Origin of the sequence: Paenibacillus sp. FSL K6-1217, assembly GCF_045040735.1 — a bacterium.
Taxonomy (GTDB): Bacteria; Bacillota; Bacilli; order Paenibacillales; family Paenibacillaceae; genus Paenibacillus_AQ.
This window is the reverse complement of record NZ_CP150271.1, coordinates 2,678,758-2,700,399: the sequence shown is the minus strand read 5'-3', so window position 1 is coordinate 2,700,399 and position 21,642 is coordinate 2,678,758. Positions and strand designations below refer to the sequence as shown.

The following is a 21,642-nucleotide window of genomic DNA, read 5'->3' as shown; positions in this document are numbered from 1 at the left end:
CATGAGTATTCTTTCTGCACTGCCGCTTGTCCGTGTTGCTGAAATTAAGGTCCAGAGTGCGCCGGAGACGGCTGTCACCTTCACCTCCCTGGCGGCGCTCGTGCCGGCAGGCACGCGCCATCTGGTGATTGAAGTGAACGCCGCCCAGACCTACACCGAGCGCAGATTCTGCGAGGTCATTCTGAACGGCGACACCGCCAGCCACTATAACCGCCGGGAATTCACAGCAAGCGGCACAGCTATTACGACAGTCAGTACTACGAATACCAATATTGCGCAAGGGGTGGACGTTCCTCCGGCCTCTGCCGGTTACGGGGGAGGGTATCTGCTGTTCCCGTATGCCTTCCGCACCGACAACCTGAAGCTGTGGCAGAGCATGGGCTCCTCGCTGGAGACCCGGCTGCAGCGTCACTCCGGGGCGTGGGAGAGCACGGCGGCTCTGGATTCCATCGCCCTGCGGCCGTGGCAGAATGTTCCCGGCGGCGTCAATCAATGGGCCATCGGGTCCATTGTTACACTGTATGCCGTGGATGAGACCCGGCTGGCAGCAGACCGCTTGCCTGACGAGAAGTCGAAGAAATTCACTTTCGGCTCACTGCCTGCAGATGCTAACCATCTTGTCCTGATGATGCAGATGCGTTCCAGCCAGAATCTGGCTACCCGCCAGGGTGACCGGGTCTATCAGCAGCTTAATAATGATACATCATCCGCCAATTATCCCATCCAGCGCCTGGGCGGGGAGAGCATAGCGGACAACAATATTATCGATGAAGCCTTTAATGAGAAGCGGGTGGGCTGGTCTACGGCAGCCGCTGCCCCGGCGGATTCCTTCGGCAATCTGGTGGTGATGTATCCGGAGTACCGGAACACGGTCTTCCATAAGCCATGGATCAGCCAACATGCTGCCTTTGAAGAGGTTTTCTATCCGGTCAGCCAGGAGAACGGCCGGAGAAGGAACACGGAGGCCTTGAACCATCTGCATTATTTCCCCGGTATGGGCGGCGAGTCTTTTCTGCCGGGTTCCATCATCAGCGCGTACAAAACAGAAGCTCCAGCGGCACGGCATGTAGTTTCTGCTTCCGGTGAAGCTTCCGTCACCCTCCAGGTGCCTGCCGGTGCGGTGGGCCTGCGGGCGGTGGCGGTAGCAAGAACCAATGCTTCGGGAACGGAGGACCGGCTGCTGATTGAGCTGAACGGGGATGCCTCTGCGGCCAATTATGCTATCCGCCGGGCGTCAGGCATGGACAGAACGCATGAGACCGTGCTCCAGAGCGACAATGAGATCGGGGTGATCCCGGGTGGGGGAGCGGAAGCGGGTCAGTTCGGCTGCGGAGCGCTGTCCATTATCCGCCATGCCGACACCGACCGTCATAAGCATATGCTGTCACTGATCGGCGCCTCCGGCGGCCGTCTTGATGTATACGGCGGACGCCTGGCCTTGTACGGCGGACGCTGGAAGAACAACGCCGCAGTGACCTCCGTGACCTTCAAGCCGAAGAATGGAACGCTGTTCGCCGCCGGCTCGGTGTTCGAGCTGGTGGTTGCGGATGATGCCCTGTAAGGCCTATCCCTTATAAAGAAGAATAGAAGAGGCTGTCCCAAGCCATGATCCACGGCTTTCGGGACGGCCTCTTTGTCATTGCTTAGTAAATCTTGCCAAAAATGCAGCAATACCGCCCAATATAAGCGGTCAATACTGAAATCCTGCACGAAATGCAATATAGTCAGCGCGAATTGGCTCTTTGCACCGGAATTCCTGCAATTATTGCAACATTGTACCGCCGCCAGTAACCGTTATAGAAAAATCCTGCAAAATGTGCAACAGTGCACTCCACATACCAGCGGCCGGAGAGCGGGGGGATTGTCAGAATTGTCCAGAGGGCGCCCGCCTACGTCCGGCCGCTCCGCCCGCCCTCCTCCTCGCGGTATTGGCTGGGCGTTTTGCCGACAAGCCGCCTGAAGATTCTGGCGAAATATTTGTAGTCCGGGATGCCGATCTGTTCGGCAATCTCACCGACCTGCATCTCGGTCTCCCGCAGGTATTGCTTGGACCGTTCGATCCGGTAACGGGTCACATAGTCGGAGAAATTGATGCCGGTCTGAGCCTTGAACAGGTGGCTGAAGTAATTCGGGCTGATGGCCGTGTAGTCGCTGATGTCCGCCACACTGAGCGGTTCACGGTAGTGGAGGGCGACATAATCCAGCGCCTTCTGGATTTCGGCCCGCTGCACCGGCTGGTCGAAGGCGAGCCGGCTTACGCTCTGTTTCCACTGGAACAGGCTGAGCAGGAACTCTTCCGCATCATGGATGGTCTCGACGCCGTCAATTCCGGCGAGGAACCGGCTGCGGGAATGGGAGTCGGCGGCGGTCCAGCGCCCGGCCAGCTCCTCCATCCAGCGCAGCAGCCGCTCCGGTTCCGGCTTCGCCGACACCAGCGGCCGGATATAATCGTCATGCACCAGCCGCTGCAGCCCGGTCGGGTCGCTCAGTCCGGCGAGCCGTTCAGCCGGATCGGGAAGCTCCGGCATAACGTACCCGGAGCCAGCGTTTCTCCCCGCAGCACCCTGCCCGTTGCCCTGAACCGTTCCGTACACAGCGCTATATTCGTGATAGCTGCCATGCCCGTGATAGAACAAGCTCGCCTTCAGCTCCTCTAAGTCCCTGAATGCACATCCGAAGGCAGACGGCCACCCCTCCGGCGAAGCCTCCATCCGGTGCGCCCTGCTAACCCGGACCGACACCGTAAAGGGCAGGTATTTGCGCGCATGGTGCAAAATGCTTTCTCAGAGCATTATCATTTGCTCCGCAGCATCACCCGATTCCTGGGGCAGTATCCAGAGACCGATGCTCTGCTCATCCCAGTCGAAGACGTTACAGGGGAGGCTACTCTCTGCCAGCTCCTCGATCATCCGCATCATCACGTACTTGAACAGCGCCAGATCTTTGGAATGGAAGGTCTGGGACAGGCTGCTGTAGCGGTCGATGCTGACCAGTCCCAGCGCGAATAAGGTGCCCGGCCGATGCCAGTTCACGAAATCGCAGGCGGCCCCGAGCCTGGCCGGGGAATGGGCCATTCCGCTGCGGATATCCAGGATCAGCTGCTTGCGCAGCAGCGGCTGGCTGTCCTGAAGCTGCTTGCGCTCCTCGATGGACAACAGCATCCGTTCCCGGTCTGCCTCGATCTCGCTGCGGGCCTGATCCAGAATCTCCAGCAGCTCCTGATAGCCCGAGGTTACCTTCAGCAGATAGCCCAGTGCGCCTAGCGCCACCGCCTTGCGGGCGAACTCAAACTCCTGGAAGCTGGACAGAATAATGACTTTGATCCGAGGCAGGAGCTGCTTCAGCTGCCCGGTCAGCTCCAGCCCGTTCATCCCCGGCATCACCACGTCGGTGATCACAATATCCGGGCTGAGCTGTCTGCACAGCTCCAGCGCTTCTTCGCCGTCCTCTGCTTCCCCGATGATTTCGAATCCATGCTCCTCCAGCGGAAAAGCAAACCGGAACCGCTCCCGGATCAGCGCCTCATCATCCACTACAATACATCGTATCTTGTCCAGTACAACCGGATTATTGCTCATCTGTCGGTTCTCCTCTCACTACGGGGAAGGTGATGCTGATGATCGTCCCCGCGCCTTCTGTGCTTGCAATCTTCAGGCCGTAAGCCTCGCCGAAATGGAGCTGCAGCCGTTCGTGGACATTCCGCAGGCCCATCGAAGAATAATGCGGAATCCCCTCCGCTCCGCCGGGCGGCGGGGCGGAAGGGTCCAGCAGCCCGCTAAGGCGATCCGGTGCGATCCCGGTGCCGTTGTCCTCCACTTCGAGCTGCACCAGCCTGGACTTCAGCAGACTGCCGCGTACAGTAATCAGTCCTTCCCCGCGCCGCTTCCCCCTTATTCCGTGGAAGATGGCATTCTCCAGAATCGGCTGCAGGGTCAGCTTCAGGATGCGGCAGTCCAGCACGTCTTCGGCAACGTCTATGCTGACCTCGAATTTGTACTGGTACCTGATCTGCTGCAGGTAGATATAATGACTGAGCCCCTCCAGCTCTTTCTCCAGCGTGGTTAGAGCCTCGCCTTTGCCCATGGAATAATCCAGCAGATTCACCAGTGCATGCAGCACCTTGGCGATCTCATCTGTCCGCTTCAGATCGACCAGGGCGTTGATTGAGTTCAGCGTATTGTACAGGAAATGAGGGTTGATCTGCGCCTGCAAGGCCCGGAACTCATACTGCTTCTTCAGCTTCTCCGTCCGCAGCTTGTCGTCAATCAGCTCCCCGATACGGTCCAGCATGATATTGAAGGAATCAGCCAGCGTGCGGAATTCATCTTTGCGCTTCAATTGGACCCGCAGCCCGAGGTTCCCCTTCTGGATGCGGCGCATCTGGAGGATCAGGCCGGAGATGGGGCCGTCAATGTAACGGGCCAGGAAGAAGGAGATCATCAGCGACAGCAGGATGAAAAAGAGGGCCAGATAGATCGCATAATAGCGGAGCTGTGTGACCGGTGCGAGAATATCCTGCTTATCGACAAAGCTGACCAGCCGCCAGCCCTGCGAATTGGGGCCGCCAAACAGAGCAACAAACTCTTCATGATCGGTATACAGGGGGAGGAGGCCGTCTTCATTATGCCTAAGAAAGCTCTGGATCTGGGGAAAAAGCCCGCTGTATTCATCCTGTCTGACCTTCACCGAGCTGAGGATCGGCTGTAGACCGGAATTGAACAGCAGTGTGGAGGTTGCCGGGGAGGGATTCATCCCGGTGATCAGTCCGTTAATGGCCAGAAGGTCGAGGTCAGCCGCCAAGATGCCCTGAATCTCTGTGCCTCTGTAAACGGTTACGGCAATGGTCAGCACCAGGCCTTTATTTGTGGATTGGTAGGGGCCGAAGGATTGCAGGGAGGTCCAGGAGGAGCGGGCTCCGGCATACAGCCGGTTCTTCAGCTCATCGGGCAGCGTTGTAGTCTGCGCCGTCTCGTAAATCGAATAATCCGGGGCGATGAAATACATGCCTCTGGAAAAAGGGTACACCGAGTACTGATACATCCGCAGGACGCGGGTAACCGCTTCACGGGACTGGTCTGTCTCGGCCAGTTGTCCGGCCAGCTGCCCCAGCGGAGCCTTAATGTCCGCCAGAATCCGCTCGAGCTGCTCGAACTGCCGGTCGGCATACGACTTCATCTGGCTCATCTGCTTCTCTGTCAGCAGATCGGTGATATACCGGTAGGCAATCAGACTGATCGACAGCGCAACGGTCAGCATACAGGCAAGGATGATCAAGAACATTTTGAAACGGATCTTGTGCAGGGAGAGAAGAAGCTTCTTCATCTAAGTTGCCTCCTGTAAGTGCCTCCTGATGGAATCTCGCGTAGTACGTTCAGTTTAACGATTCCTTTTCGCTGCTGTCAATGCAGGAAAGGGTTCCCGGAGGAACCCTGTTTACATCAGCTTTATCAGCTCTTCCAGCTCTGCCACCAGTACCTTGGCAAGCTCAAAATCAGTATCCTTCAGCGCCAGCTCGATCCGTGTTTCAACCGCCTTTTTCTTCTGCTCCAGCTCCAGATAGTCTTTATCGAAATGCCGGGCATAGATCATCTTTTTGAACTTCTTGATCGTCATCTTGCGGATCGTCTGATCGTCAATGATCAGCACATAATCCATCCCGTTGACCACGGAATAGAAGTCATGCGAGATCATCAGAATCGCACCCTTGTACTCCTGGATAGCCTTGTCCAGAGCGATCTGCGTATAGGTATCCAGATGGCTGGTCGGCTCATCAAGCAGCAGGACATTGGCCTTCAGCGCAGACACCTTGGCCAGCTGCAGCAGATTCTTTTCGCCGCCGGACAGGGATGCTATTCTCTGGTTCACAATCTCGCCCTCAAAGCCATAGGATGCCAGATGGGAGCGGATCGCATCATACGTTGCCATTCCGGCCTCGATGAATTCTTCGAGCAGGGTGTTCGAATCGTTCAGCACTTCACCTTGAAGCTGGGACAGATAAGCCACTGTAGCTTCCTGGCTGAGAGTTATAGCTTCGTGATGGCCCCGCGCAATATCGCGCAGCAGTGTCGTCTTCCCGGTACCGTTCGGACCGATCAGGGCGACCTTATCTGTAGCATTCAGCTCGAAGCTAACCTTGTCCAGCAGCAGCTCATCGAAGGTCGCCCGGTAATCCTGGACTGTCACTACAGGAGCGTCCGCGTCCTGCGGCTCATGCACCATCCCCAGATGAATCTGCGGCTGCTTAATATCGACGAACGGGGCTTTGATCCGGCGGGCTTCCAGTCTTTCCTGGAACTTCACTCTGGCTTTGAGCGCTCTCCCTCTGGAGGCCTCCGAGTTATACGTGGCGATCGCCCGGAGATTATCGATGATATTCTCATTGCGCTCAATCTCTTCCTGTTCGGCGAGCGCCAGCTCCTGCAGCTCTATTTTGGTCTGAAGCAGGAAGAGGTTGTACTCCAGATACCGGCCGTCGAACTCCTGAATCTCTTTGTTCTCAAGGTGGATGATTTTGTTGAAACAATGGTTCAGCAGATAGCGGTTGTGCGTGACCACCAGCAGGATGCCCTTATGGGTGTTAATCAGCTGCCTAAGCGCGTTCAGGTTCTCGAAGTCGAGGAATACATCCGGCTCATCCATAATGAGGACGTCGGGAAGGTTAAGCATCTCCTTCATGACCTGAACGAGCTTGAATTCCCCGCCGCTCAGCTCGGATACCTTGAGATCCTTCCGCTTCATGAGGTCCGCCAGATTCAGCTTCTTATGAATGAGGCTCTCGTAATCATCCCCGCCCAAGGCCTCGAAGGCATCCAGAGCCAGCTGGTACCTCTCCAGCAGCGGTTCAATCTCTGCCGAGGTCTCCATCTCTGTGCAAATCGACTGTATTTCAGCTTGAAGCTTAATGAAGGGTTCGGCTATATATTCAAATACGGTGGGTTCCAGAGACAGGTCCGGCTTGGCGAACTGGCTGACATACCCGATGCTGCAATCCGGCTCCATCTCTAGGGTGCCATCGAACAAATATCTGTCCCGGTCCATCAGAATTTCGATCAGTGTGCTTTTCCCGCTGCCGCTGGTTCCGATAAAAGCGCAATGCTGCGCCTCTTCGAGCGTAAACGAAATGTCGGTGTAGAGCTCCTTTTGCGGAAAGGAGAAGGACAGGTGTTGAACTTTAATCATAGGACTACCTTTCTGTGTTGCTAAAATGGAGTTTACCGTTGATAGCCTAACACTATTTATCAATAACATCAATCATTCCGCGTCAAAGTTGTTCCTCCGGGCTCATCGCTTCCAGCTGTTTCCTTCCGGGCGTCTGCCGGTAACTCCCCGGCGTGGTTCCGATGATCCGCTTGAAGACCAGAGTGAACGTCGACGGATCATGGTAGCCTACCTGCTCTGCAATGAGCTGAACGGGTGCCTTGGGCTGCTGAACCAGCAGCAGACAGCTTTTCTGAATCCGTACATTCTGGAGATAACGGTAGAAGGTCTGCCCGGTATGCGCCTTGAACAGCCGCTGAAGATGCCGTTCGCTCCAGTCGAAGCTGCGTGACAGATGCGTCAGGGTAATCTCCTGCACATAGTTCAGCTGGACGTAATTCAGAATCTGCAAAAACTGCGTCTGCCTGCCCAGCGGAAACTGAACCTCATCATGCTTCAGCCTGTAGATACTGATCAGAAGCTGAATGAACAGGGTTAGCAGGTAGCTGTCCGAGCCGCTCTGCGGCAGGTGAACCTCGCGGTGAAGCGAGAGGAACAGGCTCTCGATGGAGCCGTTCAGGTCCGTCACGGAGAAGGAAGGCAGCCGGTGTTCTCTGATCTGCTCCAGGTAGGAGGCAATCGGCGGGTCTTGAATCACGGAGGCAAGACGGTCCAGCAGCTCCGGCTTAAACAAACAGTTGTACACAACAAGCGGATCACGCAGCGAACTGGGTGAAGACGGGCGGAAGACATGGGAGACGCCGACAGGAATGAAATGAAGCTGGCCCTTGCCGGTCGGGTGAGCCTTCTGGCCGATATAATGAAATCCTTTGCCCTCGGCCACGAAGGTCAGCTCCATGAAGTCATGGGAATGAAGCGGAAGATCATAGCTCTCGGTAGCACGGTTCACATATAACAGGAGATTGTCCCGGAAGAAATACTCCCCTTTTAGCGTATGGTTAGCCGAATCCATTAATTCCCTCCTCCAGATCCAGTAAGTCCTTTTTACCCCCGTGAAATGTCCATATTGCAGGTCATGCAACCCATGCGGAATCCTATAATTGTAATAGAAAGCGCATCATATATACAGGATTAATCCTATAAAAGACGAGGTGTATTCAATGATAGCTATTCAAAAGCCGCGAGTGGAGTACCAGGAGAATCCGCTGGGACTGGATATCCGTAACCCGAGAATCAGCTGGCAGCTGCGGGCGGATGAGCGCGATGTAAGGCAGCAGGCCTATCAGATCCAGGTTGCAGCTGAGCCGGAGTTCGGCGTCAGTTTATGGGACTCGGGCAGAGTGGAGTCCGGTGAATCTCTCCATATCGAGCTGAAGGGGCTGGAGCTTGCGTCCAGGCAGCGTTACTATTACCGGATACAAATATGGGATCAGCACAACCGCCCTACGGAGTGGTCACAGGCGGCATGGTGGGAGATGGGGCTGCTGTCGCCGGAGGAGTGGAGCGCTGAATGGATTACAGCTCCGCTCGCCTGCCTTGCGGAAGATGCAGAGCAAGTCCCGCTGCTGCGCACGGAATTCCATGTCGACCGGCCGGTCGCCCGGGCCCGGATTTATGTGACCAGCCTCGGGCTGTATGAGCTGGAGCTGAACGGAACAAGGGTCGGAGATGCCTATCTTACCCCGGGGTGGACCAGTTACAGCCACCGCCTGCAATACCAGACGTATGATGTAACGGAGCAGCTAGTGGCCGGGAACAATGCGGCCGGGGCTTGGCTTGGGAACGGCTGGTATAAAGGGAATCTCGGCTGGGAGCAGAGGAAGCATATCTATGGCAGCCGCACAGCGCTGCTGATGCAGCTTCATCTCACCTATGAGGACGGCACGGAGCAGATCATAGGAACCGGCCCGCAGTGGAAAATCTTACCCGGCCCTATCCTAATGTCGGAGCTGTATCATGGCGAGACGTATGACGCCCGCCTGGCGCAGCACGGCTTCAGCCTGCCGGGGTATGACGATATGCAGTGGATGGCGGCGGAGATTCTTCCTTATGCCAAGCATATTCTGCTTGCCCAGGAGAATGTTCCGGTCAGGGCAGTGCAGGAACTGGCCCCAGCCGCCCTCATCCGCACACCGGCCGGAGAGACGGTGCTGGATCTCGGGCAGAATATGGTCGGCTGGCTGCGGTTCACCGTCGATGGCACGGCAGGCCAGGAATATCAGCTGCGGCATTTCGAGGTGCTGGACCAGGCAGGCAATGTGTATACTGACAACCTGCGGACGGCCAGGCAGACCGTTACGTATATCGCCGCAGGCGGAGGCCGGGAGAGCTTCCAGCCGCGTTTTACCTTCCAGGGCTTCCGGTATGTGCAGCTGCTTGGCTTCCCGGACCCGCTTGATTTACAAGACTTCACAGGCGTTGTGCTGCATTCGGATATGGAGCCGACCGGCACCTTCACCTGCGCAAGTCCGCTGCTGAACCAGCTCCAGCACAATATCCTCTGGGGGCAAAAGGGCAATTTCGTCGATGTGCCGACTGATTGTCCACAGCGGGATGAACGGCTCGGGTGGACCGGGGACGCGCAGATGTTCATCCGCACGGCAGCGTATCTGATGAATGTGGCGCCTTTTTTCAGCAAATGGCTGAGGGACCTGTCAGCGGATCAGCTGGAGGACGGCGGAGTCCCTTACGTGATTCCTCATGTGCTGGATGAGAAGTCGCATTCTTCGGCGGCCTGGGGCGATGCGGCGGTCATCTGTCCGTGGACGATCTACCAGTGTTACGGCGATAAGCGGATTCTGGAGCAGCAATACAGCAGCATGCAGGGCTGGGTGGAGTATATCCGCAGGCAGGGAAATGAGGAATATCTGTGGAATACCGGCAACCATTTCGGCGACTGGCTGGGACTGGATGCCAAGGGGGATAATCTCGTTGGCGCTACAGACAAGAGCTATATTGCAACAGCCTTCTATGCCTATTCCGTTCAGCTGATGGAGAAGACGGCGAAGGTGCTGGGCCGGGCAGAAGACGTCCAATATTACTCGCAGCTTCATGGCCGGGTCAAGGAAGCGTTCAACCAAGTGTTCATCCCTCCAGCGGGAGGAGCGGGAGCAGCAGGCGCAGCTACCCAAACAGCCTGTGTGCTGGCGTTGATGTTCGGTCTGGTGGAAGGAAGTGCCAAGGATCGCACGGTTGCAAGACTTATCGAACTGCTGGAAGCGAGCAATTATCATCTTACGACAGGCTTCGTGGGCACGCCTTATCTGACTCTGGTGCTGGCGGAAGCGGGACGTTACGATGCCGCCTACAAGCTTCTGCTCCAGACGGATTATCCATCCTGGCTATATCAGATTACCCGCGGCGCAACGACGATCTGGGAGCACTGGGACGGGATTAAGGAGGACGGCAGCTTCTGGAGCAAGGATATGAATTCCTTCAATCATTATGCGTATGGGGCGGTGGGGGATTTCCTGTACCGCTGTGTAGCCGGTATCGAACAGAGCGAAGAGGGGCCGGGCTACAAGCAGTTTCTGATCCAGCCGCATCCGGGCGGAGGACTGGCCTCAGCTGCTGCCGGTCTGGAATCGATGTACGGCATGATCCGCTCCGAGTGGACGATTGCTTCCGGGAGAATCGAACTGACCGCCGTTATTCCGCCGAATACTTCAGCTACCGTGCTGTTGCCGGACGCCTTTCTGGCCGAAGTGTCGGAGACAGGAATGGCGGCTGGGCAGCCGCTTGAGCAGGTCCCCGGCATTCATTCCGCTGAGCAGCTGGCACAGGCGGTGAAGGTTACACTCGGCTCGGGTGAATACAGATTTGAGTACACTTTGAGTAAGTACGGGGAGTAGACGGGGCTATTTCAGCCACTGATAATGCTGCATGCAGAGCCTTCCAGACTACGGGGCTCTGTTTTTTTGTTGTGCTGGAAAGTGCGAATACATTGTGCCGGTGCTAAGGTGCGCGAGCCGAATGTATGCGGAAAACCGAACACAATGTGCCGGTGCGGACGTAGGTTGGCTGCTTAAAGGACAACAAAACTGTGTTCACTTGTGTTTCTTCTCCCAATTTCTCCACCCATTTCCCTCTCCTGCCCCTTGCAATCTCCCCGTATAAGGGCTATCATAGATAAATAAAGTCTGTAATTACAGGCATAGTCCCTATGTAAGGTGGAATAACACATGAAATACTCCAAAGCAACGAACTACGCCCTGCACACGATGCTGTTCCTGGTGGCGCACACGCCCGATAAGCCAGTAGGCGTGCAGCAGCTTGCCGAGCGGCAGAATGTATCGCCAACATATTTGTCCAAGATTCTGACCAAGCTGGTCAAAGCCGGATTGATCGAGTCTGCATCCGGGGCGAATGGCGGGTATCGTCTGCGGCGCAAGCAGGAGGAAATCTCGTTCCTGGATATCATCCATGCCATTGAAGGCACAGCCTCGCTGTTCGACTGCACACTGGACCATCCCAGTGAGTGTCTGATTCAGCAGGAGATGGTCAAGGCCGAAGGGCAGATGGAAGACTATCTGCGTAACAAAATGATGTCCGAGCTTGCCGAGAAGATGCTGTCCAGACATTAAGCTATGGCATTTTGCTGTGTCATGCTGTGTTCTGCTATTTTCCGCTGCAACGGATACCGTTCCTTCACAGGGCGGTATAGCCGTTGTAATTTAGCGGTTATTATAGATATTCAAAGTCTGTTAAGTCTGTGTAATTGCCGTGCAATTGATACAATCATGAGAGGATGGATTAGAGATGATCAACGGATTATTCGATGCAAGTGTATGGGAGAAGGCCTGGAAGGAAGACCCGAAGGCAATGGCCAACAAATTCAAGGCGATGGGGATGAACCCGCACACAAGCTTCGACCATAAGGCGCAGGTGTTCAATGAAGAGGTATTCAGCAGTGCCGGGAGGGACCGGAGTGAGCGGATTATCGGCTGGATGGAGGGCCAGGGCGTGGACTTTAACGGGCTGACTGTCCTTGATGTGGGAGCAGCTTCGGGCGGCTTCACGGTTCCTTTTATAGAGAGAGGGGCTAAGGTGACAGCGGTAGAGCCTAATATTCCCTTATCCGAGCTGTTCCTGGCCAACACAGCCGGATTCGCTCCCGGACAGGTGGAACTGGTGGACGAAGCTTTCGAGAATATCGACATTGCTGCGCGGGGCTGGCTGAATGCTTTCGATCTGGTCTTTGTGTCCATGTGCCCGGCGGTCTTCGACTGGGAGAGTGCGGAGAAGGTGATCAGCTGTGCCCGGCAGTATTGCTATATCAGCACCTCGGCAGGTGTGCAGGAGCATAGCCTGATGAATGAAGTGCTGCCGCTCCTGACCGGCCGGGCCGTCCATGCGGAATCCTCGGATATGGCCTATCTGACTCAACTGCTGTATTTGAAAGGCTATTCCTATGAGACCATCATTACCCGCGAAGCGAAAAGCAAGGAGCTATCGCTGGAGGCAGCCGCCGCTGAGGTGATGGAGATGCTGCCGCTGCATCATCTGGACGGGGAAGAGGCTACCCGCAAGGTAGTTACGGATTATCTGCACACGGCCTACCCGGAGCAGCAAGTCGTTGTCCGCCAAGGCGGACGGTTCGGCAAGGTGCTGATCAAGCTCCAGGACCTGAATATGTACAGCCGGGCCGCTGCCGCAACGTCCGCGAAATCTGCCCTTTCTGTGGAGCAATGAACCGGAGCGGGCCAGCCCTTGTTCCTGAGATTGTCTTTCCCGGGAAAGATGCTATCATAGAGAATAGGTCCCTGTGCGGGACCTATTTTCTTATTTAGGGAGGACTGAGGGCTATGAGCAGGAACAAGCGTATTTTCGAGCATGACCTGATGAAGAAGGTAGGTGAAATCTACTATGAGCCATAGTCTCAAGACATTATCTTTGCGCGAGGAGCTGGTGCAGCAGCTGGTCTATCTCGATGAGCATAAATTCTCCATTCTGGACAGGGGAACGTGGGAATCTCCGGCTGAGCGGGCAGAGGTCCAGGCGATGATCAAGCGCTACCAGGAGACGGTGGAGCAGATTCTGTCCGGTGACAGCGATGCGCTTCAGCATTCTACGGTACTGGTCGGGTCAACGGTGTCCCTGCGGATTGGCCAGGAGACACTGGTGGATACGTACCGGATTGTAATTCCTGGTGAAGCTGAGCTGGATGAATTCTGCATCTCCCTGTGGTCGCCTATGGGCAGAGGGCTGATTCTGGCCTGTCCCGGAGAGACGGTAACGATTCAGACCCCGTTCGGCAGCGATGAAGTCTTGATTCTTGATAATAGGTACGAGTGAAGCTGATTGCTGACAAAAAAGAGGCGTCCCTGATCATCCTGTGATGATGGGGGACGCCTCTTTGCCTTAGGCCATGATGTACGGCTAAGGAGCTACAATTCTTCGATTTCCTGCAGCCAGAGCGCGGCGGACGCATCGCTCGGCATACGCCAGTCGCCGCGCGGCGAGAGGCTGACCGTACCGACCTTCGGTCCATCCGGCAGGCAGGAGCGCTTGAACTGCTGGGTGAAGAAGCGGGTGACGAACACCTTCAGCCAGGCGGTTAGCTGCTCTTTGGGATAAGCACCGCCGAAGGCGTGCTGGGCGAGATAGAGCATTTTGCCGGGAGAAGCGCCTGTACGCAGCATGTAATAGAGGAAGAAGTCATGCACAATGTAAGGCCCCAGGATGTTCTCCGTCAGCTGGACGATCTCTCCGGTTGCCGAAGGCGGCAGCAGCTCCGGGCTGATTCCGGTCTCGATGATGCTGTAGAGGTACTTGTTCACCGTCTCGTCTGCTTCATGGTCCGCATACCAGGCGACAACATATTGAATCAGCGTCTTCGGAATGCCGGAATTCACGCTGTACATCGACATATGGTCGCCATTATAGGTACACCAGCCCAGCGCCAGCTCGGACAGGTCGCCCGTGCCGATGACAATCCCGCCGTTCTTGTTGGCGAGGTCCATCAGGATCTGCGTGCGCTCGCGGGCTTGGACGTTCTCGTAGGTCAGGTCATGCACCTCGGGGTCGTGTCCGATGTCCGCGAAGTGCTGTAGGCAGGCCGCCTTGATGTCAACGACCTTCATCGACGCGCCGAGCGCTTTGATCAAGCCTACGGCGTTGTCGTACGTGCGGCTGGTCGTGCCGAAGCCCGGCATCGTGACCGCCAGTACATCGCTGGCCGGACGCCCGAGCAGCTCCATGGCCCGTACGGCTACCAGCAGCGCAAGCGTAGAGTCGAGCCCGCCGGAGATGCCGATCACAGCCTGCTTGGTGCCGATGTGGCGGATACGCTTCATCAGGCCGGAGGTCTGGATCGAGAGAATCTCCTGGCAGCGTTCGTCCCGCTGGAGCGGATTGCCCGGCACGAACGGGTTGACCCCTACGTTCCGTTTCAGTTCCCGCAGGGTGCCGCTGCTGAGCGGCGTGGTGTAGAGTATCTCGCGGTAATTGCGTCCGCCCTTGCCTGCCCGGAACGTGCCCATCACGGTGCGGGAATACTGCAGCCGCGGCAGGTCAATGTCGGCCGTAATCATCCGGCTCTCATGGGTGAAGCGTTCCGATTCGGCCAGCAGCTGGCCGTTCTCCGCGATCAGCGAATGTCCGCCGAAGACTACGTCTGTCGTCGATTCGCCGGTATTGCAGCTGGCATAGACATAACCGGCCACACAGGAGGCGGACTGGCCGCCGACCAGCTGGCGGCGGTAATCGGCCTTGCCGACCAGCTCGTTGCTGGCCGACGGGTTGAACAGCAGCGTGGCTCCGGCCTGGGCCAGCAGGCTGCTTGGCGGAACCGGCACCCAGAGATCCTCGCAGATCTCCACACCGAACGACAGATTCCCGTCACTCTCGCAGGCAAAAATCAGATCATTGCCCACCGGCACCGCCGAACCGCCGATCCGCAGCTCGGACACCTCCAGCTCCTCGGCTCCCGCGAACCAGCGCGGCTCGTAGAATTCGCTGTAGCCGGGAATGCAGGTCTTGACCACCATCCCGAGAATCCGGCCCTGCTGAATGACAGCGGCACAGTTGAACAGCCTGCTCTTGATGGAGACCGGCAGACCGGCAATGACAATCATCCGGTGCTCCGCTGTAGCCGCCGTAATCCGCAGCAGCGCCTGCATCGCGGATTCCAGCAGCCGGGGCTGGAGGAACAGATCCGCACAGCTGTAGCCGGTGATGCACAGCTCCGGGAGTACCAGATACTCCACCTCCTGGGCGCTGGCTGTATTGATGGCTTCAATAATCTGGTCTGCATTGAATACGCAGTCGGCCACCCGGAGCTCCGGGGAAGCGGCGGCGACTCTGGCGAATCCGTAATTCTGCATTCATTTCACCTGTCCTTTACCTGTCCTGTTGTAGTTACACTATCTAATAATTGTACCCATCAATCGGCATCGGTAACAAGCAGGGATTTGCACAAGCGCTTCCATTTGACTTCAGGCGGGTATAAACTAAACAGGGATGTAACCGATCGCTATACGAATGAGAGCTGGAAGAGGAAGGGAGCATATTGATATGTCATTAGCAGGACAAGAATTAATCGAAGAAATCCGCAGCACGGAGGTGCCTTACGGCTGCCTGGCGGTCTGGTTCCTCGGACAAGCCAGCGTTATTGTCAAGGGAGCAGAGGTGACGGTCTACATTGATCCTTATGTATCCCCGAACCCTGACCGCACCTTCCCGCCGCCGGCCCTGCCCGGGGAAATTACTAATATGGAGGTCTGCCTGATTACCCATGACCATTCAGATCATCTGGATGAGGAGGCTCTTCCCGTGCTTGCCGGACTGAATCCGCAGGCGCAGTTCATGGCTCCGGCGGTCTGCGTGGAGCGTCTGCAGAAGCTGGGCATCCGTAAGGAACAGGTGACCGCTGCCTTGCCTCCCCGGGAAGCGGAGCCTGCAAGCGGACTGAAGGTCATACCCGTTGCAGCGGCGCACGAACAGCCCGAACGCGATGAACAGGGTCATCCTAAGTATGTCGGCTACATTCTGGAGCTGAACGGAGTCACGCTTTATCATGCCGGGGATACCGTGCTGTTCCCTGAGCTGATTGAGGAGGTAGGCCGCCGGAAGATTGATCTGGCGCTGCTGCCGATTAATGGACGCGACTATTACCGGGGCAGCCGCAATATTGTCGGCAATATGAATTACCGGGAGGCTGCCGAATTTGCGGCGACTTCAGGTTTTGAGACTGTGGTTCCGCTGCATTATGATCTGTTCGCCGGCAACGCTGAGAATCCGGGTTACTTCGTGGATTACCTGTACCGCCACTTCCCGGAGCAGAAGTTCCATATGATGGCCAGAGCGGAACGGTTCGTGTACGTGTCGTCGCAGGCTTTTAAGCAGAAGCGTTAAGACTCAGTGCGGATCAGCAGGGTAGAGCAGGGAAACCTGATATTTGGCAAGGAACTCGATCCATTCCCCGGACGGCCGCTGGTCGGTGACGATATAATCCACCTTGTCGAAGCTGAACAGCCGGATGAAGGCGATCCGGTCGAACTTCGAATGGTCAGCCAGAAGAACCACCTTGCTCGCCTGCTGCTGCATCAGCACCTTAAGCTCGGTCTCCGCTTCGTTGGAGTCACAGAGTCCGCCGGTCATGGAGAGCGCTTTGCAGCTGAAGATGGCCACATCCACATTATATTTCCGGATGGTCTGCGACGCCGTAGGCCCTACGAAAGAGCTGGTCTCCGGTCCGAGCAGGCCCCCCGTGGAAATGAGCTTTTGCCCGGAATGCTGAAATTCTGACAATACCGCCAGGGAATTGGTGATGATGGTCAGATTTTTTTTGTCCTCCACGATTCTCCGCAAGCCTTCAAAAGCCGTCGTACTGGTATCCGTCATCACACTGTCCCCGTCATTAATCAGCTCCAGCAGACTGGAGGCAATCATCCGCTTCGCTTCAATGTTCACCTGATGCCTGTGCGAGTAGGAAGGGTCCTCGTTGGTGTGGACGTTCAGAATCGCCCCGCCGTAATTCTTCTTGGCAATGCCCTCCTTGTCCAGCCGGTCGAGATCGCGCCGGATCGTCTCCTCCGATACACCAAATTTCTGCGCCAAGTCCGCAACGTGGACCTTCTTATGCCTGTAGAGCTCGTTGATTACCAGATCCCGCCGTTCAAAAGCCTTCATATCCATGCCCACCCTTAGTTATGTAGTTGTATATAGTTTACTATAATCTGCTGCGTGACATAAATCCCACAATCACAATCAATTCCACAGTTTATCTTGATTATATCACACAAAACCACACAATAACCAAATTTAAAGTGTGGAATAGTGTTGACTTTGCAGGTGAGTGATTCTATGATGTAGAAGAAATGGATTAGTTGGCGGAGAAAGACAAAAGTGTGCAGGCCGCAGAGGCTGTATTTGGTAGCGCTTACTAATCGGAGTCAAAGCTCCAGTGTAATGTTCTTATACTATCAACTTACGATTCGGGGAGGAACAGCAGTGACAGCAAATTATCCGAAGATTGGTATCCGGCCGACGATTGACGGCAGAAGACGCGGGGTGCGTGAATCGCTGGAGGCGCAGACGATGGGCATGGCGCAGCGCGTGGCGGCATTTTTGCAGGAGAATCTAAGGTATCCGGACGGTTCTCAGGTGGAATGTATCATTGCCGATTCTACGATTGGCGGCGTGAAGGAGGCTGCGGCGGCGGCGCAGAAGTTCGCGGGTGCAGGTGTGGGCGTATCCATTACAGTCACCCCGTGCTGGTGTTATGGATCGGAGACCATGGATATGGATGCGGCGATCCCGCATGCGGTCTGGGGATTCAACGGAACGGAGCGCCCCGGCGCGGTATATCTGGCGGCGGTTCTGTCTGCTTATGCGCAAAAAGGCATTCCGGCCTTCGGAATCTACGGCGAGGATGTTCAGGAATCCAGCAGCGAGGAGATCCCGGCGGATGTTCAGGTGAAGCTGCTGCAATTCGCAAGATCCGCGCTGGCGGCGGCTCTGATGAAGGGCAAGTCCTATCTGTCGATGGGCTCCGTATCTATGGGAATCGCCGGTTCCATCGTGAACGAGCAGTTCTTCCAGGAATATCTCGGCATGCGCAATGAATATATCGATATGTCTGAATTTGTACGCAGAATGGAAGAGGGAATCTATGATCCCGAGGAATTCGCGCGGGCGCTGGCCTGGGTGAAGGACAACTGCCGTGTGGGGGCGGATAATAATCCGCAGCATCTGCAGCTTAGTGAAGCGGTGAAGGAAGAGCAATGGGAGACTGTGGTCAAAATGACGCTGATTGCCCGTGATCTGATGACCGGCAATCCGCAGCTTGCGAAGCTCGGCTTCGAGGAGGAGGCCAGCGGTCATAATGCCCTGCTCAGCGGCTTCCAGGGCCAGCGGCAATGGACCGACCATTTCCCTAATGGCGACTTCATGGAGACGATCCTGAACTCCTCGTTCGACTGGAACGGCAGACGGGCGCCTTATATCGTCGCCACCGAGAATGACAGCCTGAACGGGGTGACGATGCTGTTCAATTATCTGCTGACGAATACGGCGCAGATTTTTGCCGATGTGCGCACCTTCTGGAGTCCGGCTGCGGTGAAGCGCGTGACCGGCTACGAGCTGGAGGGCGCGGCGGCAGGCGGCCTGCTGCATCTGATTAATTCCGGCTCGGCGGCGCTGGACGGCACCGGCGAGCAGAGCCTTGACGGCAAGCCGGCGATCAAGCCGTTCTGGGACATCACGGACGAAGAGGCGGCTGCCTGTATTGCACAGACCCAGTTCCGCCCGGCTTCCCAGGAATATTTCCGGGGAGGCGGCTTCTCCACGGACTACCTGACCCGGGGCGGCATGCCGGTCACCATGGCCCGGCTTAATCTGGTCAAGGGTCTGGGACCTGTACTTCAACTGGTAGAGGGCTACACTGTAGAGCTGCCGGGAGAGGTGCACGATACGCTAGACCAGCGGACGGACCCGACCTGGCCAACGACCTGGTTCGCCCCGAAGCTGACCGGCCAAGGCTCCTTCCAGTCTGTCTACGATGTGATGAACAATTGGGGCGCCAATCACGGGGCGATCAGCTACGGGCATATCGGCGCGGATCTGATTACGCTGGCTTCGATCCTGCGGATTCCGGTCAGTATGCATAACGTGGAAGAATCGCGTATTTTCCGCCCGCGTGTCTGGTCGCTGTTCGGCACAGAGAATCTGGAGAGCGCCGATTATAGAGCCTGCCGCAACTTCGGCCCGCTCTACTAATCCTCTAAGCGAAGCAGGTGTGAAGATGACAGAGGCAGAGACGACAGATATAGGGATAACCGGGAATAAGGACATCCGGCTGCTGGCCGTCGATCTGGGCGCCAGCTCCGGCAGAGTTATGCTGGGAAGCTACCGGGACGGGAAGGTGGCGGTGGAAGAGATTCACCGCTTCCCTAACGGAGCGGTAGAGATGAATGGACATTTGCACTGGGATGTGCATCGGCTGCTTCAGGAGATCAAGCACGGCATTGCAGCGGCTGCGGCAAGGTACGGCCCGCTGCACTCTCTGAGTGTAGATACCTGGGGAGTCGACTACGGCCTTCTGGATGAGCAGGGGGAGCTGCTGTACGCTCCGCATCATTACAGGGATCAGCGGATGGAAGACATTGCTCCGGTGCTGGAGGCTGCTCTGCCTCCAGTAGACCAGTTCAATCTGACGGGCAACCAGTCCGGTACGATTAATACGGTGTATCAATTATTTGCCGATCTTCATAGGGCACCGGAACTGCGGGCAACCGCCAGGCAGCTTCTGATGATGCCGGATCTGTTCCATTATATGCTCAGCGGTGTGGCTGTGGGCGAGCAGACCATCTGGAGCACCAGCGGCCTGCTGAATCCGCAGTCCACAGCGCCGTCAGCCGAAGTGCTGCACAGGCTAGAGCTGCCGCTAGAGCTGTTGCCCCGGCTGGTTCCGGCAGGCACCGTGCTGGGTGAACTCCGGCCCGCGCTCCAGGAAGAACTGGGCAGCGGCCCGCTCAAGATCATCGCCGGAGCCTCGCATGATACGGCTTCGGCCGTGGCCTCCATCCCTTACGGCGATCCCGGCCCTAGCTCCGCCGATCCTGACCGGATCGCCGGAATCGGCCCTGCGCTGCGCGACGCTGCATTCATCAGCTGCGGAACCTGGTCGCTGGTCGGCCTGGAGACGGCGGAGCCTGTACTAAGCGATGCCGCCCGGGCCGGCGGCTTCACCAACGAGAGCTGCTTCGGCGGCACGAACCGGCTGCTGAAGAATATCACCGGCCTCTGGCTGCTGCAGGAGACCCAGCGGAGCTGGGCCGAAGCAGGCGAACCGCTCAGCCATCAGGAAGCCGCCGAGCTAGCCGGTCAGCTGGACCGGTCCAAGGCGTGCATCGCCATGCTGGACCCGAATGATCCGCTCTTCAGCACACCGGGCGATATGCCGCTGCGGATCGAATCCTACTGCATCCGCACCGGGCAGCCGGTGCCGCAGACCCGGGCGGAGATCATCCGCTCGATTCTGGAGAGCCTGGCCCGTTCTTACGCAGATACGATCCGCGAGCTGGAGGTGCTTACGGGCCGTCCGGTGAGCTGCATTCACATGGTCGGCGGCGGCATTCAGAACAAGCTGCTGTGCCAGCTGACAGCGGATGCCACCGGCAAAGACATTATCGCCGGACCGGCAGAAGCGAGTGCAATCGGCAACATCGTGGTGCAATTGACGGCGCTCGGAGCTGTCGATCCCGCAGAGGTTCGCAGGGTGGCAGCCCGCTCCTGTACAACCGTCCAGTACCGGCCGATTGTACCCCATCGGAATTGACAAGCTTCATACAGCAATCAAGGAGGAAATTATGAATAATCATGAAGAAGAATTACGGCGGCTAATCTGCGATATCGGCCGGAATCTGTTCAACAAGGATTTCATCGCAGCCAATGACGGTAATATCTCCGCACGCCTGTCGGCTACAGAGGTGCTCGCTTCGCCTACAGGAGTCAGCAAAGGCTACCTGCAGCCGCACATGCTGGTCAAAGTCAATCTGCAGGGAGAAATCCTGGATGCAGCGGAGGGCTACCGGCCGTCGACGGAAGTGAAGATGCATCTGAAGATCTACAATGAGCTTCCGGAGATGGGCGGGGTGGTTCATGCACATCCGCCGTATGCTACCGCTTTTGCCATCAAGGGCGAAGCCCTGGACAAAATGATGATGCCGGAATCCGTCATTGCCATGGGGGACATTCCACTGGCGGTATACGGGACGCCTTCGACCGAAGAGATCCCGGATTCGCTGACTCCCTTCCTAGGCAAGAAGACCGCTGTGCTGCTGGAGAGCCACGGGGCCCTGACCTGGGGCAAGGATGTAATGGCTGCTTATATGAACATGGAGCGGCTTGAATATACGGCGAAGCTGACCTTCCTGACCCGCATGATCGATGGGGAGCGTGAGCTGCCGCCGCACCGGATTGAAGAGCTGGTGGCGCTGAGATCGTTCTACGGAATGTAATCAAGCCGGAGAGGAGACATTG

At 56.8% G+C, this 21,642-nt stretch carries 16 protein-coding genes; 9 read left to right on the top strand and 7 right to left on the bottom strand.

What is annotated here, in order from left to right:
• Position 1: 1 nt before the first annotated feature.
• On the top strand, positions 2-1,561 hold the full coding sequence (locus MHH28_RS12220; protein ID WP_405115212.1) for a hypothetical protein: 1,560 nt from the start codon (positions 2-4) through the stop codon (positions 1,559-1,561).
• A gap of 328 nt (positions 1,562-1,889) precedes the next feature.
• On the opposite strand, the gene MHH28_RS12215 is transcribed toward MHH28_RS12220, so the two are convergent.
• The 5 genes from MHH28_RS12215 to MHH28_RS12195 all read right to left on the bottom strand — a co-directional run bounded on the left by MHH28_RS12215 (position 1,890) and on the right by MHH28_RS12195 (position 8,170).
• A complete protein-coding gene (locus tag MHH28_RS12215; protein ID WP_405115210.1) occupies positions 1,890-2,774 on the bottom strand; it encodes a helix-turn-helix transcriptional regulator in 885 nt (294 codons plus the stop codon).
• 9 nt (positions 2,775-2,783) lie between these two features.
• On the bottom strand, positions 2,784-3,578 hold the full coding sequence (locus tag MHH28_RS12210; RefSeq protein ID WP_405115208.1) for a response regulator: 795 nt from the start codon (positions 3,576-3,578) through the stop codon (positions 2,784-2,786).
• Positions 3,568-5,322: a sensor histidine kinase gene (locus MHH28_RS12205; RefSeq protein ID WP_405115206.1), complete on the bottom strand. Its 1,755-nt coding sequence runs from the start codon at positions 5,320-5,322 to the stop codon at positions 3,568-3,570. Before MHH28_RS12205 ends, MHH28_RS12210 begins: the two co-directional genes overlap by 11 nt.
• 111 nt (positions 5,323-5,433) lie before the next feature.
• Entirely contained in the window at positions 5,434-7,179 is a 1,746-nt protein-coding gene (locus MHH28_RS12200; RefSeq protein WP_405115204.1) for an ABC-F family ATP-binding cassette domain-containing protein, read from the bottom strand.
• An 82-nt stretch (positions 7,180-7,261) separates the two neighbouring features.
• On the bottom strand, positions 7,262-8,170 hold the full coding sequence (locus tag MHH28_RS12195; RefSeq protein ID WP_405115202.1) for a helix-turn-helix domain-containing protein: 909 nt from the start codon (positions 8,168-8,170) through the stop codon (positions 7,262-7,264).
• Between the two features lie 148 nt (positions 8,171-8,318).
• Between MHH28_RS12195 and MHH28_RS12190 the strand changes: the two genes are divergently transcribed.
• From MHH28_RS12190 to MHH28_RS12175, 4 genes are all read left to right on the top strand, one after another.
• Positions 8,319-11,009 (top strand): family 78 glycoside hydrolase catalytic domain, encoded by a 2,691-nt coding sequence (locus MHH28_RS12190; RefSeq protein ID WP_405115200.1) that lies wholly within the window; start codon positions 8,319-8,321, stop codon positions 11,007-11,009.
• 330 nt (positions 11,010-11,339) lie between these two features.
• A complete protein-coding gene (locus MHH28_RS12185) occupies positions 11,340-11,741 on the top strand; it encodes an RrF2 family transcriptional regulator (RefSeq protein WP_405115198.1) in 402 nt (133 codons plus the stop codon).
• Between the two features lie 175 nt (positions 11,742-11,916).
• Positions 11,917-12,849, top strand: a complete 933-nt coding sequence (locus MHH28_RS12180) for an SAM-dependent methyltransferase (RefSeq protein WP_405115196.1) — start codon at positions 11,917-11,919, stop codon at positions 12,847-12,849.
• A gap of 174 nt (positions 12,850-13,023) precedes the next feature.
• A complete protein-coding gene (locus tag MHH28_RS12175; protein ID WP_405115194.1) occupies positions 13,024-13,452 on the top strand; it encodes a GreA/GreB family elongation factor in 429 nt (142 codons plus the stop codon).
• A 92-nt stretch (positions 13,453-13,544) separates the two neighbouring features.
• Here MHH28_RS12175 and MHH28_RS12170 read toward each other — a convergent pair whose 3' ends face one another.
• On the bottom strand, positions 13,545-15,482 hold the full coding sequence (locus tag MHH28_RS12170; RefSeq protein ID WP_405115191.1) for an NAD(+) synthase: 1,938 nt from the start codon (positions 15,480-15,482) through the stop codon (positions 13,545-13,547).
• 190 nt (positions 15,483-15,672) lie between these two features.
• Between MHH28_RS12170 and MHH28_RS12165 the strand changes: the two genes are divergently transcribed.
• The gene (locus tag MHH28_RS12165) at positions 15,673-16,512 is read left to right on the top strand and encodes an MBL fold metallo-hydrolase (protein ID WP_405115188.1); all 840 of its coding nucleotides are present in this window, start codon (positions 15,673-15,675) and stop codon (positions 16,510-16,512) included.
• 3 nt (positions 16,513-16,515) lie between these two features.
• Here the strand turns inward: MHH28_RS12165 and MHH28_RS12160 are convergent, their stop codons facing one another.
• Positions 16,516-17,289 (bottom strand): DeoR/GlpR family DNA-binding transcription regulator, encoded by a 774-nt coding sequence (locus MHH28_RS12160; RefSeq protein ID WP_405115186.1) that lies wholly within the window; start codon positions 17,287-17,289, stop codon positions 16,516-16,518.
• Between the two features lie 321 nt (positions 17,290-17,610).
• Between MHH28_RS12160 and MHH28_RS12155 the strand changes: the two genes are divergently transcribed.
• Genes MHH28_RS12155 through MHH28_RS12145 form a run of 3 tightly spaced genes read left to right on the top strand, consistent with a single transcriptional unit; the run spans position 17,611 to position 21,620 of the window.
• Positions 17,611-19,377, top strand: coding sequence for an L-fucose isomerase (locus MHH28_RS12155; protein ID WP_405115184.1), 1,767 nt, complete (start codon positions 17,611-17,613; stop codon positions 19,375-19,377).
• A 25-nt stretch (positions 19,378-19,402) separates the two neighbouring features.
• Positions 19,403-20,938, top strand: coding sequence for a rhamnulokinase family protein (locus MHH28_RS12150; RefSeq protein ID WP_405115182.1), 1,536 nt, complete (start codon positions 19,403-19,405; stop codon positions 20,936-20,938).
• 31 nt (positions 20,939-20,969) lie between these two features.
• Positions 20,970-21,620: a class II aldolase/adducin family protein gene (locus tag MHH28_RS12145; RefSeq protein WP_405115180.1), complete on the top strand. Its 651-nt coding sequence runs from the start codon at positions 20,970-20,972 to the stop codon at positions 21,618-21,620.
• Positions 21,621-21,642 lie beyond the last annotated feature (22 nt).

Bases quoted from the DNA above. Each gene is read 5' to 3' on its own strand.
- MHH28_RS12160 (WP_405115186.1), bottom strand. From the start codon at position 17,289: ATGAAGGCTTTTGAACGGCGGGATCTGGTAATCAACGAGCTCTACAGG.
- MHH28_RS12145 (WP_405115180.1), top strand. From the start codon at position 20,970: ATGAATAATCATGAAGAAGAATTACGGCGGCTAATCTGCGATATCGGC.
- MHH28_RS12150 (WP_405115182.1), top strand. From the start codon at position 19,403: ATGACAGAGGCAGAGACGACAGATATAGGGATAACCGGGAATAAGGAC.
- MHH28_RS12175 (WP_405115194.1), top strand. From the start codon at position 13,024: ATGAGCCATAGTCTCAAGACATTATCTTTGCGCGAGGAGCTGGTGCAG.
- MHH28_RS12205 (WP_405115206.1), bottom strand. From the start codon at position 5,322: ATGAAGAAGCTTCTTCTCTCCCTGCACAAGATCCGTTTCAAAATGTTC.
- MHH28_RS12170 (WP_405115191.1), bottom strand. From the start codon at position 15,482: ATGCAGAATTACGGATTCGCCAGAGTCGCCGCCGCTTCCCCGGAGCTC.
- MHH28_RS12220 (WP_405115212.1), top strand. From the start codon at position 2: ATGAGTATTCTTTCTGCACTGCCGCTTGTCCGTGTTGCTGAAATTAAG.
- MHH28_RS12195 (WP_405115202.1), bottom strand. From the start codon at position 8,170: ATGGATTCGGCTAACCATACGCTAAAAGGGGAGTATTTCTTCCGGGAC.
- MHH28_RS12200 (WP_405115204.1), bottom strand. From the start codon at position 7,179: ATGATTAAAGTTCAACACCTGTCCTTCTCCTTTCCGCAAAAGGAGCTC.
- MHH28_RS12210 (WP_405115208.1), bottom strand. From the start codon at position 3,578: ATGAGCAATAATCCGGTTGTACTGGACAAGATACGATGTATTGTAGTG.
- MHH28_RS12165 (WP_405115188.1), top strand. From the start codon at position 15,673: ATGTCATTAGCAGGACAAGAATTAATCGAAGAAATCCGCAGCACGGAG.
- MHH28_RS12185 (WP_405115198.1), top strand. From the start codon at position 11,340: ATGAAATACTCCAAAGCAACGAACTACGCCCTGCACACGATGCTGTTC.
- MHH28_RS12190 (WP_405115200.1), top strand. From the start codon at position 8,319: ATGATAGCTATTCAAAAGCCGCGAGTGGAGTACCAGGAGAATCCGCTG.
- MHH28_RS12180 (WP_405115196.1), top strand. From the start codon at position 11,917: ATGATCAACGGATTATTCGATGCAAGTGTATGGGAGAAGGCCTGGAAG.